This window comes from Flavobacterium pedocola (genome assembly GCF_053764385.1).
Genome location: NZ_JBSNCR010000001.1, coordinates 61860 through 74631 on the forward strand (window position 1 = coordinate 61860; position 12772 = coordinate 74631).

General features: G+C 32.6%; 16 protein-coding genes. 13 read left to right on the top strand and 3 right to left on the bottom strand.

The features are described from left to right. Positions 1-339 precede the first annotated feature (339 nt). Complete coding sequence (locus tag ACWPKD_RS00255; protein ID WP_455410668.1) at positions 340-1242, bottom strand: hypothetical protein; 903 nt, start codon at positions 1240-1242, stop codon at positions 340-342. Positions 1243-1574: 332 nt separating this feature from the next. Between ACWPKD_RS00255 and ACWPKD_RS00260 the strand changes: the two genes are divergently transcribed. The 12 genes from ACWPKD_RS00260 to ACWPKD_RS00315 all read left to right on the top strand — a co-directional run bounded on the left by ACWPKD_RS00260 (position 1575) and on the right by ACWPKD_RS00315 (position 8911). After that, positions 1575-1814 carry a hypothetical protein gene (locus tag ACWPKD_RS00260; protein ID WP_455410669.1) on the top strand — a complete coding sequence of 80 codons (240 nt, stop codon included), beginning with the start codon at positions 1575-1577 and terminating at the stop codon, positions 1812-1814. 53 nt (positions 1815-1867) lie between these two features. Then, on the top strand, positions 1868-3571 hold the full coding sequence (locus ACWPKD_RS00265) for a tetratricopeptide repeat-containing sensor histidine kinase (RefSeq protein ID WP_455410670.1): 1704 nt from the start codon (positions 1868-1870) through the stop codon (positions 3569-3571). A gap of 7 nt (positions 3572-3578) precedes the next feature. After that, positions 3579-4244 carry a response regulator gene (locus tag ACWPKD_RS00270; RefSeq protein WP_455410671.1) on the top strand — a complete coding sequence of 222 codons (666 nt, stop codon included), beginning with the start codon at positions 3579-3581 and terminating at the stop codon, positions 4242-4244. Between the two features lie 224 nt (positions 4245-4468). Further along, the gene (locus ACWPKD_RS00275) at positions 4469-4813 is read left to right on the top strand and encodes a hypothetical protein (protein WP_455410672.1); all 345 of its coding nucleotides are present in this window, start codon (positions 4469-4471) and stop codon (positions 4811-4813) included. A 5-nt stretch (positions 4814-4818) separates the two neighbouring features. Next, positions 4819-5238 (top strand): FxLYD domain-containing protein, encoded by a 420-nt coding sequence (locus ACWPKD_RS00280; protein ID WP_455410673.1) that lies wholly within the window; start codon positions 4819-4821, stop codon positions 5236-5238. Positions 5239-5266: 28 nt separating this feature from the next. Beyond that, complete coding sequence (locus ACWPKD_RS00285) at positions 5267-5599, top strand: hypothetical protein (protein WP_455410674.1); 333 nt, start codon at positions 5267-5269, stop codon at positions 5597-5599. 4 nt (positions 5600-5603) lie between these two features. Next, positions 5604-6659, top strand: coding sequence for a type I restriction endonuclease (locus ACWPKD_RS00290; protein WP_455410675.1), 1056 nt, complete (start codon positions 5604-5606; stop codon positions 6657-6659). A 10-nt stretch (positions 6660-6669) separates the two neighbouring features. Further along, entirely contained in the window at positions 6670-7035 is a 366-nt protein-coding gene (locus ACWPKD_RS00295; RefSeq protein ID WP_455410676.1) for a DUF4359 domain-containing protein, read from the top strand. A 127-nt stretch (positions 7036-7162) separates the two neighbouring features. Continuing rightward, on the top strand, positions 7163-7372 hold the full coding sequence (locus tag ACWPKD_RS00300) for a hypothetical protein (RefSeq protein WP_455410677.1): 210 nt from the start codon (positions 7163-7165) through the stop codon (positions 7370-7372). Positions 7373-7392: 20 nt separating this feature from the next. Continuing rightward, positions 7393-8196 carry an endonuclease/exonuclease/phosphatase family protein gene (locus ACWPKD_RS00305; protein ID WP_455410678.1) on the top strand — a complete coding sequence of 268 codons (804 nt, stop codon included), beginning with the start codon at positions 7393-7395 and terminating at the stop codon, positions 8194-8196. Positions 8197-8199: 3 nt separating this feature from the next. Then, on the top strand, positions 8200-8616 hold the full coding sequence (locus tag ACWPKD_RS00310) for a hypothetical protein (protein ID WP_455410679.1): 417 nt from the start codon (positions 8200-8202) through the stop codon (positions 8614-8616). A gap of 154 nt (positions 8617-8770) precedes the next feature. Further along, positions 8771-8911 carry a hypothetical protein gene (locus ACWPKD_RS00315; protein ID WP_455410680.1) on the top strand — a complete coding sequence of 47 codons (141 nt, stop codon included), beginning with the start codon at positions 8771-8773 and terminating at the stop codon, positions 8909-8911. Between the two features lie 365 nt (positions 8912-9276). On the opposite strand, the gene ACWPKD_RS00320 is transcribed toward ACWPKD_RS00315, so the two are convergent. Next, complete coding sequence (locus ACWPKD_RS00320; protein WP_455410681.1) at positions 9277-10827, bottom strand: Fic family protein; 1551 nt, start codon at positions 10825-10827, stop codon at positions 9277-9279. A 566-nt stretch (positions 10828-11393) separates the two neighbouring features. Here ACWPKD_RS00320 and ACWPKD_RS00325 point away from each other — a divergent pair. Further along, positions 11394-11564, top strand: a complete 171-nt coding sequence (locus ACWPKD_RS00325) for a hypothetical protein (RefSeq protein ID WP_455410682.1) — start codon at positions 11394-11396, stop codon at positions 11562-11564. Positions 11565-12002: 438 nt separating this feature from the next. Here ACWPKD_RS00325 and ACWPKD_RS00330 read toward each other — a convergent pair whose 3' ends face one another. Then, positions 12003-12740 (bottom strand): DUF2971 domain-containing protein, encoded by a 738-nt coding sequence (locus ACWPKD_RS00330; RefSeq protein ID WP_455410683.1) that lies wholly within the window; start codon positions 12738-12740, stop codon positions 12003-12005. Positions 12741-12772: the final 32 nt, after the last annotated feature.

Consider the following 12772-nt stretch of genomic DNA (forward strand, 5'->3'; position numbering starts at 1 on the left):
ATAATTGAGGTTAAAAAAAAGATGGTTTATGTTTTAACCATCTTTTTTTATTTGTTCTACCCATAAATTAGAACTTGTTTATTGATCTTGATGAAGAATTCCTTATTAAAGTAATTTGTTATTCATAATAAAGTGATGAAAGTAAAAGAAAAATAATCTCTATTTTTTTAGATTTTTTATAAGAAATTGCTGAACTCAAATACGATGCCTATATACTTGAATGTAACAACAATATCTTTCTTTAATAAACTCCAAAAGTCTTCAATACTATTGGTACATTCAAGTATATAGGCAACTCATATAAACATAAAAGACGCTCCAAAAGCGTCTTTCATTTTTTTATTTCTTGACTACACCATCTTTTTTAAAATATGTTTTGATCATGTAATCTGTTATGTGTTTTAATGGCTTTTCATTTATAGGATGGAAGCCCGGCATATTGTAAAGTTCAACTTCTTCGGGTGATTTATAATACCATAAAACAGCTTTTCCATCTTTAAAAAAAGTTGTGGTATCACAAGCCCATATTCTACGCATTTTAAATAATGATTCGTCAAATGGTATACTTTTATTAACGTTTCCAAAACTTTCTGTGTTAGGTAAACAATCAACAATACTATAATGGTCTTTTTTCCATTCCATGCATTGCTTTTTCGGGAAAAAGAGTTGTTTGACTGAAAAACCCAATCCTAAAACTGTAACTATTGCTAAAAAAAGTACAGTTTTTTTGTTAATTCTTTTCTTGTTGGTAGCATTGATAAGGTTTTGCGGAAGGTTTATTTCTGGTAAATTTTCGGAAGGCTTATTTGATCTGTTGTCAGATGAAACCGTTGTGTTTTCCTCAACAATTGTATTTTGATTATTAATAACCGTATCCGTAATTTCTTTTTTAGAAAACTTAAAAAAGGGTCTTGGCTGAAAATCTACCAGAATCGCAGCCATATTAACAGTTTCAAAATCTGCGGGTTCTGTTTCTCCTTTTAAAAAGTTTTCAATAGGTCTGAATTTATCAGTCTCCTCTTTTATTTTTTTTCCACAATCGAGGCTAAACTTAAACTTAAAAAACGATTCGAAAATCTTTAAATCATCAGGATTGGTATTGTCCTTAAAAAGCTCAAAGCACAGCTTTCTCAATTTCGCTCTGGAAGGATTTAAAAAAACATCCGAATGAATTCCATTCTTTTCGGTCTCAAACTTTTCACGTATCCTTTTTTTGTATTCTTCAGGAGTATTTTTAGTCATAAGCATATCGGATTTTTTAGGATTTTTCAGGAATTATAAGGACTCCTGCGGAATTGCAGGAATTGTAGGAATTCCGTATAAATGCCTAAAACAAAAGGCTTTTACTTTGCCTTAGAATTAGTTCTTGTTCTATTCGCGATAAGAACAAATGTACAAAACTACTTCTACATAGTGTTGCCAAAAATTGTAATAGAAAATTGCTAGGGAAGTACAATTCTTCCATTGCAATTTAGGCACACTACACTTCCCAATTCAATTTGGCATTGCCATTATGACAATTCCGGCTTATAGCCGGAGCGCAATGCCTGTGTCTAATTTAAATCTTAAACAAAATGAAAAGAGTATTTTTATTAGCTGCATTTGCAGTATTGGGTTTTGCAGTAGTTTCTTGTTCTTCTGATGATAATGAAATTGTTAACCCTTCCAAGAGAAACCTTGAAAAGGAAAACAATTTTATGAGACTATCTAGTCAAGGTGGTATAATTCCATCTGTTAATATTGTACAAAGAGACACAGTTAATGGTCCTGGTGACGATCCTATTATTGTACCGCCACCTCCAACAAAACCGTAAAAAAAAACAGACAGGTTTGTCAATAATTACTAATTTCGGGGAAAGTAACTTTTATGGTACGTTCCCCGTTTTTAATTTTAGTTATATTCTCATTTCTTTTTTCTTGTAAAAATGATTTTAAAGGAGAATCTGACTCAGGCGTTAATAGAGCAAAAGCGAATCTATCACGTGAAGAGGCAATTGTGAAATTTGGAGAAAGTAAGTTTGACAGTGCATTCTTTTTTTTTCATAAGGCAAAAGAATTATATGAAATAGAAAAAGATACTCTTAATATTGGGTATTGCCTGTATCAAATGGCGAGGGCTCAACAAACCATAGGTGATTATTACGGAAGTGAAGAGACATTAACCGAATTGTTGAAATTTAAAATTCCAGATTACATTGCTCCAGCATATAATCAATTAGGAATAATTGCAAAGGAGCAAAAAAATTATGACGATGCTTATAAAAACTATTCTTGGACTTTAGAAAACGCCAAGAATGAAGTTGAGAAAATATCTCCACTTAACAATATGGCTGTGATTTGGATTCAAAAGAGTGAACCTTTAAAAGCAGTTGATATTTTAGAATCAATTTTAAAATCTAAGGTTTTTAGGGACACTACACTTAACGCTAAAAAAGCAAGGGTAGTAGATAATTTAGGTTATGCTTACTTTAAAGTAAATCGAAATAAAGATGCTTTGACTTTTTTGAATGAAGGTCTTGAAATTAGAAATAAAGACAGTCTTAGTTATGATGCTATTGAAAGCTTTTTACATTTAGCTGAATTTTATCAAAATAGCAACATAGCAAAGTCTGATGAATATGCTCTTAAGGCATATGAGAATGCGACAAATCATAAAAGTATAGACGAAAGACTAGAGTCTTTGTCTTTCTTAATGGCTAACAATATTAGGCAAGGAAAGAACCAGTATGTGAGTCAGTTTTTAAGATTGAATGATAGCATAGTGAAGGTTAGGAATAATGCTAAAAACCAATTTGCTAAGATTAAGTATGATTCTCAGATAGAGAAAGAAGAAAATCAGAAGTTAAAATTTGAAAGAGCCGATAATTTATTGAAACTTGAAAGAGCAAAAACACAAAGCCTTTTGTTGGTTATTGGTTTTGTAACATTAGTATTTTTGGTTTTTTGGATTGTGAGGTTCTTTGTAAAGAGAAACAGAAAAGAAAAGCAGAAAGCCATCCATGAAACAGAAGCAAGAATATCGAAACAGCTTCATGATGAATTGGCTAATGATGTGTATCAGACGATTTCTTATGTACAGGTCCAGGAATTTCAAAACTCACAAAGAAAGGAAACCCTTTTAAGAAGTTTAGACGGTATATATAAAAAAGCAAGAGATATTTCGAGAGGAATTGCTGAAATTGACACAGACGTACAATATAAGTCCAATCTAAAGCAAATGATTTCGGATTATGCAAATGATGAAATAAAAGTGATTATAAAAGACAATCATGATATTAATTGGGACAAAGTAGAGACGGGGAAAAAAGTAGCTGTTTATAGAGCGTTGCAAGAATTGATGGTGAACATGAAGAAGCACAGTCATGCTAGTTTTGTTGTTGTTGGATTTGAAGATGTAGGTAATGTGATTCAAATAAAATACTCGGATAACGGTGTTGGAATATCTGAACAATTGAATTTAAAGAACGGCTTAACAAATGCGGAAAACCGTATTAATGCAATTAAAGGAACTATTACTTTTGAAACAGATACCAATAAAGGATTAAGAGTAAATCTATCAATTCCTAAATAAGTTATATATGTTTAAAAAGGCTCTTATTGTAGACGATATTGATTTGAATGATATTGCTGTTGTACAGGTTTTAAATGAACTTAATGTGCCAGTTATAGATTATGCTAAGTACTGTGACGATGCTTTACTTAAGGTTAAAAAAGCAAAGCAAGACAATCAGCCATATGATTTAATAATTACTGACTTGTCTTTTAAAACTGACCATAGAATAGCAAAGTTAAATTCCGGAGAAGAGCTTGTTGAGGCAGTGAAAATTGAAGACCATGCGGTTAAAATAATTGCCTTTTCGATTGAAGATAAGCCATATCGCATAAAAGCTTTATTTGATAAATATAATGTTGACGGATTTGTACTTAAAGGGAGAAGAAGTATAGAGGAACTTAAAACAGCAATTGGAAGCGCATTTAATAAAGAACAGTTTATTTCATCAGATTTAAACTATATTCTTAAAGATAAAACTATTAACGAAATAGACGACTTTGACGTTGTTGTTTTGCAATACCTGTCCGTTGGAGTTTTGCAGGAAAATATGGAAGCTACTTTGAAAGAAGCCGGTATAACACCAAACAGTAAAAGCACTGTAGAAAAAAGAATCGCAAAATTGAAAGATTATTTCGATGCAAATAATACTGTTCATTTAGTTGCTATTGCTAAAGATCTTGGCATTGTTTAGGACTTTAAAATATTATGTTATAAAAAGCACTCTACTTAGGGTGCTTTTTTTTTGTGCTTATTAAAATGTTTCTGTTTACGGTTTTCCGTAAGGAATAGTTTTCCATTCAGCATAAGTTTGATTATTGATATTGATAAATGAAGAAACGTTTGCTTTTAGGTTCGTTAGGGACATTGTTTATTGGGAGCTTAATCTATATTCTATTCAGGAGTGTGTCCCTAAAATTGTTTAGCTGGCTGGATACATTCGCCTGTTTAGGAATAACAAAAAGTATACGGGGAATTACATTAAAAATTGTAGATGTAATCCCAGATTGGATGCTTTATTCTTTACCAGACGGTCTTTGGTTGTCATCCTATATATGTTTAGTGTTAATGATTTGGAAAAACAAAATCAACAAGGAAAACATTGTATGGGTATTCAGCGTGCCAGTTATAGCAGTTTTGTCTGAAGCGGGGCAATTTTTTAAAATAATTCCAGGAACATTTGATTGGATGGATGTAATAATGTATTTCGTGGGAACTCTATTCCCATTTGTAATTTTTAGAAAACAAGAACAAATTAATTAATAAAGATGAAAAAAAGAGTACAACATTTATTATCTGTAATAGTAATTACAGGATTCTTATTTATCGCTTATGGAAGTGGCGATGATAAGGCTAATGAAACGACATCAAATGTTTCAATAAGCTCAGATGAGACAGTAATAGAAAATGAAAAACCCGAAGTAGAGATATTGAAACACACCGCTAATTATGAATCGACAATGAATGCATACACCGTTCATTGTAGGGTGAAAAATAATACGGATGAATTAATTGACTATTTAGATCTTAAGGCAACTTTTTATAATAAGAAAGGAGATATTGTAGGAACCGGAATAGGTAATGCAGCAAATTTAGCAGCAGGAGCAGAAAAAACTATTGATGTTTTGGGCATCGATATTCAAAATGCTGAAAATTATGAAGTTGAAGTAGGAAATGTTTTAAAATAGGGAAAGTATAATATAAATAATTGAAAATATGGCACTAATTAATTGTAAAGAATGCAATTCAGAAATAAGCGATAAAGCTTTTGATTGCCCTAAATGTGGCGCAAAATTAAGAAAACCTGAAAGGAGTTTTTTTGGAAAAATAGTGAAATACACTTTTATAGTATTTAACCTTCTGATGTTACTTTGGTTTATTACAGGAGTCGGAAGTGCAGCACAAACAGTGGACGGTGCAGCAAGTGAAGCGGAGCAAGCTGGGGCTGCAATTGGCACAGGCATTGGTGCAATGCTTATCATAACCATTTGGGTATTTGGAGATTTAATATTAGGGATAATGACATTGTTAACACGTCCTAAAAGGTAGCATCATGGAACTACAAACACAACTTAAATCATTAGCCGATAAAATCCATCAGCTAAAAGATAAAATAGAAACAGAAGAATCTACAAAACACGCATTTGTATTGCCGTTTATCAATACACTTGGTTATGACACTTTCAATCCTTTAGAAGTGGTACCGGAATATGTGGCTGATATCGGAATCAAAAAAGGGGAGAAAGTAGATTATGCTATTGTTCAGAACGGCGAACCTATCATGATTATTGAGTGCAAAAACTGGAAAGAAAACTTAACCATCCATGGTTCACAATTGTTTAGGTATTTTCATGTAAGTAAAACGCGTTTTGCGTTGTTAACTAATGGTATCCAGTATCAGTTTTTTACTGATTTGGATGAGAAAAATAAGATGGATGAGAAACCATTTTTTGAATTCGACATTACCAATTTGAAAGACAGTGCCGTAAACGAGGTGTTAAAATTCCACAAATCAAATTTTGACATTAATAAGATTCTTGACAATGCAAGTTCACTTAAATTCATTAAAGAGATTCGAAAGCAAATTGATAGTGAAATAGATAAACCTTCACCGGAATTTGTTCGACTATTTGCCAATAAAGTATATAATGGCAGATTGACTGAAAAAGTAATGGATGAATTTACAGAACTTGTTCAAAAAGCGTTTGGTCAGCTTATTGGGGAAAAGATTAACGAGCGGTTACATTTAGCCTTAAATAAAGAAGTAATCATTCAGGAAAAAGATCAAATTGAGGAGTCTGAAATATCTAAAGTTACTACAACAGATGAAGAACTCGAAGCTTATAGAATTATAGTAGCAATTCTTAGAAGAAAAATACCTGTCCACCGGATAGTACATCGTGATACACAATCTTATTTTGGAGTTCTCCTTGATGATAATAATCGTAAACCACTTTGCAGACTACATCTTAATGGAGGGAAAAAGTACATAGGTCTTTTCAATAACAATAAGAACGAAAATCGTCAATTGCTTGAAACCATAGATGATATCTACAATTTTGAAAACGAGTTATTGGAGACAGTAAGTATTTATGAAATTGAAAATTAAAGTCAGAAATATGAAAACAAAACAAATAATTTTAATTGGTTTAGGGATTATTTTAGCAATTGCAATTTTTACAAATCCTAATCAAGAGATACATAAGGAGGTTGTGAAATCTACCATAACATCATATTATCAAAAGTCTATTGAAGAAGATGATACGATACCGAAAAACGGCTTTTCTGCATTAGGGAGTTTATTGGGAACATCATTGATAAATACTTTGGTGGAAAACGGAGTGAGTAGTGATAATTACTTGGTTTTTTCAATTACAAAAATCAGATATAAAGGTGAGGAAAAGTCTATTGGTTTTGGAGTATTTGGAAATGTCTTTTTATCGGAAAAGGTGAAAGAAGCATTTGATGATACTAAAAAATCATAATCCAAGGTGTTTAAAAGCTCAAAACTGAAGCGTTAAAAGTAAACAATTGTTGTACTCACGTGATAGCTAATCTTCTAGTTTTAACTCTTTAAGAAAAAGACTATCTTTAAAAACCAAAACAAAAAATATGAAACTACTTTTATTATCATTAGTTTTTGTTGTTACAACGTCTTATACTACCGGTTCGGATGTTTATGTCTGTGGGACAGCAGGTGCAAAAAAATACCATTATAAAGAAAATTGCCGAGGATTAAATTCATGTGGTCACGGGGTTAAAAAAGTAACCCTTAAAGAAGCGCAAGGATACGGTTTAACCCTTTGTGGTTGGGAAGATTAATAAGGCTTTAAAATACTATTTTGAAAAAGAGCTTAATAATCCTCCTTGTTCTTTGTTCCAATTTGTTTTATGCACAAGTTAAATTATGCACATGGAATATTGAAAATATTGGTTCTTCAAAATCTGATGAAGACTTAGAGTACATTGCTAATACAATTAAGAAGTTTGATATTGTAGCTATACAGGAAGTAGTTCCTAATGATGGAGGTGCACAAACTATAGCCAAACTAGCCGATATCTTAAATCGTAAAGGAACCAAATGGGATTATGTGGTAAGTAATCCTACTTCAGGTAGCAAATACAAAACAGAGCGCTATGCCTATCTTTGGAAAACTGCAAACGTCAAGAAAATAGGTGAAGCCTGGCTTGAAGAAAAGTATCAGCTTGAAATAGATCGGGAACCCTATTACTGTACTTTTCAATATGAAGGCAAGAACTTCACTCTTTCCAATTTTCACGCAATTACAAAAAAACTTCAACCGGAAACCGAAATCAAATACTTTAAGTTTTTACCCAAAGTATATCCGGAACTAAATCTCATTTTCTTGGGCGATTTCAATTGTCCACAGTCACACTCCGTTTTCGGGCCGTTAAAAAGTCTAGGATATAAACCTGTTTTTCAAAACCAGAAAACTTCATTAAAAAGGCAATGTAATGGCTCAGATTGTTTAGCATCTGAATATGATAATATCTTTATAGATGCCTCTAAAGTTGAGGTAGTAAGCAATGGGGTAATTCATTTTTATCAAGATTTTGAGGATATACATAAAACAAGAGAAATTTCAGATCACATCCCAATTTGGGCAATAATAGAAATAAAATAGCTTATGAAAAAAACTATACTTTTAGCATTTTTATTTGTTTTGATGGGCTTAATCAGCTGCAAAAAAAAACAAGAAACATACGATAACAATTCCAATTCTCAAGTACAGGGTTTTGTATCTACCAATCAAGTAGAGTATGAAGAACCAGAAGATGATCCTACTTATCATGTAGATGAAGAGCATAAATATGAATACCGTACAGGTACATCAGGAGATTATGAATATAATTATGATGTAGTTGGCCACGACGATAATGGCGATGATGTTTCAGGAAATGTTTCCATGAATGGTAAATACGGTAGTGGAACGATTACAACACCTGATGGGGATGAGGTAGAAGTTGATGCTGAATGGTATGATTATGGGAAGCTAAAGGCGACAGATGAAAATGGAAATGAGTATGAGTTGGAGGCAGAGTAATTAAAAATAGAAGTTTATTGGAAAGGTGAGGTTTGTCTCATCTTTTTTTATGCGATAAATTATGGAATACGGTTTTCCGTAAGGAAATGATTGAGTAAATAGTTTTATTTGTTATTGAGAATTAAAGTTTATTATCAAATTTAAAACACACATTATGGAAAAAATTCAGGCAATTAAACCAGGGCCAAAACCAAACAAACAAGATGGAACACCTGATGAGAGAAGAAGAGTTACTCCACCAAACAAACCAAAGCATCCTGATTTAAAACCTCACATACATAAGCCGAAGGATTAGTGATGCTTTTTCTGAAATGTACTTAGAAAAAATAAAAACTATTTCCGAATTTCTCAGGAAATAGTTTTTTATACTTTAGATGCCATCTCTCCGTCTGCCATTATTTTCCTTGATCTTCCAGTTGTCATATGTCTTACCCTTTAATCACCCCCAGCAAACATAAGTAACCCTAAATTTCTTGCCATTCCATAACCCAAAATGTAAGGTAGCGGTTGTAATATATCTTTTATCGTTTACTATTGCAGTAATACTTTGCTTCGCAATCACTATTATTTATGAACCCATTTTAGTATCTCAAAATAAGATTGCCTATAGTTTTACAAATGAACTTGAGATGTAATTAGGTTCATTTAAGTTAATACTTTTTATATTTTTGCTACTGGTTTCCCTTTTAAACTCTCTTGAACTAATGTTGCAATAAATAGTGCAAATGGTTCAATATCACCCTCTACACTCGCTTTTTCTAAGCTATACATATAGCGGGCTCGTTCTTCTACAGGAATTACAGTCCAAGGGTATCCACCAGAGGCCAGCATAACATTCATTAAAAATCTCGCCATTCTTCCATTACCATCCATGTAGGGGTGGATATATACAAAAATAAAATGACCAAGTACTGTTCTTACACCTGCGCTGGGTTCGTTTTCGAGTAATTCAAATAGTGTTGGCATGGCATCTCTTACCGCTTCCCGGTTTAGTGGCGTATGTAAGGAATTTGAAATATACACCTGATTTGTTCTGTATCCGGCCAAATCAGAAGTTTTTAAGATTCCGGCAGTAACACTGGGTGCAAATAGTTCCCGATACCAATCAGAATGTTCCCTGTCTGCTGTTTTACCGGCATTACTACCTTCTAATATTTGCTTGATACTCTCTTTTACCACTTGGGTAGCCTGCCAATACCCACGGGCAGCCATGGCATTTCGGTGCTCCTTATCCTCTATATTTTGGTTTATATCCCAATTTCCACTTCTAACTTTTTCAATTAGTTCTAAAGAGACCTTGTATCGTTCGATAGATAACGAGTGATAGGCATCGGTGGCATATATCTGCTCTACTGCTTCAAGATATTTTTCTTTATTCTTTGGAATACCCGGTTCTTTGGGGAAGTGTTTTAGTATAATTGGACGGTATTGCTCCCACATCAGTTTTATACGGTTTGCATAAGGAGATCTTTCCCGAAAGGAGAGACTTACCGTTGGTTTATTTTGAAATGGATCAACCTCTCGAACGTCGTAATCGGCTGCTTTCATTGTTTTTATTATCTCGTCAGCAATGCGGTCACGACCAATGTTACGGAATGCTCCGGCTAATCTTCCGGCAATAACGGAATGTGAGCCCGCCAGTAAGACGGATAAAATATCAGAAGCATCTGGCAGTATTGCTAAAGCTGTTCTTATATCTACCGGATTTTTTTCAAACATTACAGGGGAACATCCAATTAGAGCCGAGTGTAACGCCAGCATTCTTACACCGTTTGTTTCAATAATATCGGTATTAGGAGGTAGCTGTGTTTTTATTTCAAGTAGTGTTGTATTATGTAGCAGCTTAATACTTTTGTTAGCAGCTGTGGGAGCTCGGATAATTAATTGTAGCGGAACTGTATTATTTCCGGAATGTATTAGTAGTGACTGATCGGCTGAAAGACAGTAGTCGTTTCCGTATTTATCTTCCAGATAACGGGAACAAAATTGCCAATAAGAGGTGTACCACGAGGTACTGTCTCCTGGAGTTTCATTAGGATTAGCAACAATATACCATCCTTTCGATACTTCTTTTAGAAAACCGTTTTTTACTAAGCGTTCACGATGTGTCCGGTTAATTTCTGCTGATTTTATCGCTACTATGTTATCTTTCTGTTGTAGTTTTTGAAGTACTTGAAGTGATGTTGCCAATTTTTCTCCTGGTGTAGCCATAACTTTTTGTTTTTTATTAGTTATTAACCAGCCTAGCGTATTGTTGGATAACTAGTCTAGAATGTTGTATTAAAACTAGTCTAGAGTGTTGTGTTAAAACTAGCTCATAATGTTGTATTAAAACTAGCCTAGAGTGTTGTATTAAAACTAGCTTAGAATGCAAATATACAAAAAAGGGAATATAACGACTTAAATATAATAGGTTTATGAAGTATATATTCGTGAAATTAAATATCTAAACTCCCTTAAAAAAACAGTTCATCTTTAGGCAGTATTTACATTTAACGCTCATAATAATAAACATCTTACTAGATTTAGTTCATAGCAACTCCCATTGTGAGGCGGTACGACGCGGTAACCTCAAACACATTCAACCCTAAAATCTCATACCATTCCATAACCCAAAACAATAATAAGTTGGATAGTACCTAATAACCACAAAAACAAAAACGCTGTTTTTGACAACTATAGTGTAATGGATAGAGAATATTAAAGTGTTAAAAAAACCAGATTATTGAGTATAAGTGGGATGCCAAAAATGATTAACTTTAATAAAAATTATTGTCATGGAAGTTTATGTGATGTTAATTGTTTTTGTAATAATTGTTTGTTTGATTTTGGTTGTGGTTTTAATCATGAAAAATCAAAAAGACAAAAAAGAACTCGAGAATTTCTTTAACAATGATTACAAAAAACCAGAGGATTCTGAAGCAAATGACGAAGGTGAGAAATTTTAATTCGATTCATAAATAGGAAAAGTTGTGATTTCGTTTTAAACAAACCAAACAGGTACTAGTAGTTATAAAACTAAAAAAGAAGCCTCAAAGGCGTCTTTCATTTTCTGTCATTGCGAGGAGGCACGACACGGCAACCCCAACTATCATTATCCCCACGAAACTTCCTACCATCATAAACCTTTCCCCCCAACCAAACCCCGGCAAACCCAAAAACAATTAATCCTAAAATTTTATACCATTTCATACCCCAAAAATACAGGAAGTAGGGTAGTACTAAGTCACCACAAAATCAAAAGCTCCGTTTTGGATAACTGTTTATCCCAAATTGACAACTAAATCAATATTCTAAAAAAACAAACATCATTCCATAATGAATAATAAGAAGCTTCTGTTTTTTGAATAAAAAAAATATTAGCTCAAGTTATAATGATTTATGCCTCAATGGATTTTTAGCTTGAAAGATGAATTTGTTAGTACTGCTTGTTTGCATATTATATGTTTATAGCCTAATTCTAGAATCAATTTTTTAATTAGTTTTATATTAGTTTCTTCAGTTTTGCAACCAAAAATTATTTCAGTTAAGTTCATTATATCAAATTCAATTTTCCCGTTGTAAAGCATTTTTACGGCTCTTATTTCTTTTTCATAAAACCAATTATTTGATTTAGTAAAAACTAGATGATAAACAGAATAAGGATCTCCAGAAAAGAATTTTTCTTTTTCAAAGGTTGGACTATACTTTACTTTTGCAGTCATGTCTGCAATATTAGAAATTGAAGAATTGAATTTTAAGCAAATTCCTTTATGGTTTTCTGCATAATGTGACCACATAAGAATATCATCATTAATTTCACTAAAACAGCACACGCCTGAACTATAAAATACTTCTTGAAATTGTTCATTCATTTGGTTTTTAATTCGGAAAGGGTTTTGCTTATTTTTTTGAATTTCTTTTCTTCTCAAAGCTCTATTACCTGCCACCTTTTCATTTATCAACTTGACAATGTCTTCTTCAGAAGGAGTAAAGTCAATAAGCTTTATGTTACAATCAAAAGGATCATTAAAATCTTTCGGACTTGAAAACCAAATTGTTTTGTTTTCAAGTGTTTTTATTACATTCTCAATTTTTGTGTATTTGTAGAAAAACTCAGGAAGAGTATCGTCCATTTTCTTCATTGGTAATCTTTTTAGTTTTATCACTAAAACGA

Coding starts and splice junctions, on each gene's coding strand:
- ACWPKD_RS00255 (WP_455410668.1), bottom strand. CDS start 1,242: ATGACTAAAAATACTCCTGAAGAATACAAAAAAAGGATACGTGAAAAG.
- ACWPKD_RS00260 (WP_455410669.1), top strand. CDS start 1,575: ATGAAAAGAGTATTTTTATTAGCTGCATTTGCAGTATTGGGTTTTGCA.
- ACWPKD_RS00265 (WP_455410670.1), top strand. CDS start 1,868: ATGGTACGTTCCCCGTTTTTAATTTTAGTTATATTCTCATTTCTTTTT.
- ACWPKD_RS00270 (WP_455410671.1), top strand. CDS start 3,579: ATGTTTAAAAAGGCTCTTATTGTAGACGATATTGATTTGAATGATATT.
- ACWPKD_RS00280 (WP_455410673.1), top strand. CDS start 4,819: ATGAAAAAAAGAGTACAACATTTATTATCTGTAATAGTAATTACAGGA.
- ACWPKD_RS00285 (WP_455410674.1), top strand. CDS start 5,267: ATGGCACTAATTAATTGTAAAGAATGCAATTCAGAAATAAGCGATAAA.
- ACWPKD_RS00290 (WP_455410675.1), top strand. CDS start 5,604: ATGGAACTACAAACACAACTTAAATCATTAGCCGATAAAATCCATCAG.
- ACWPKD_RS00295 (WP_455410676.1), top strand. CDS start 6,670: ATGAAAACAAAACAAATAATTTTAATTGGTTTAGGGATTATTTTAGCA.
- ACWPKD_RS00300 (WP_455410677.1), top strand. CDS start 7,163: ATGAAACTACTTTTATTATCATTAGTTTTTGTTGTTACAACGTCTTAT.
- ACWPKD_RS00310 (WP_455410679.1), top strand. CDS start 8,200: ATGAAAAAAACTATACTTTTAGCATTTTTATTTGTTTTGATGGGCTTA.
- ACWPKD_RS00315 (WP_455410680.1), top strand. CDS start 8,771: ATGGAAAAAATTCAGGCAATTAAACCAGGGCCAAAACCAAACAAACAA.
- ACWPKD_RS00320 (WP_455410681.1), bottom strand. CDS start 10,827: ATGGCTACACCAGGAGAAAAATTGGCAACATCACTTCAAGTACTTCAA.
- ACWPKD_RS00325 (WP_455410682.1), top strand. CDS start 11,394: ATGGAAGTTTATGTGATGTTAATTGTTTTTGTAATAATTGTTTGTTTG.
- ACWPKD_RS00330 (WP_455410683.1), bottom strand. CDS start 12,740: ATGAAGAAAATGGACGATACTCTTCCTGAGTTTTTCTACAAATACACA.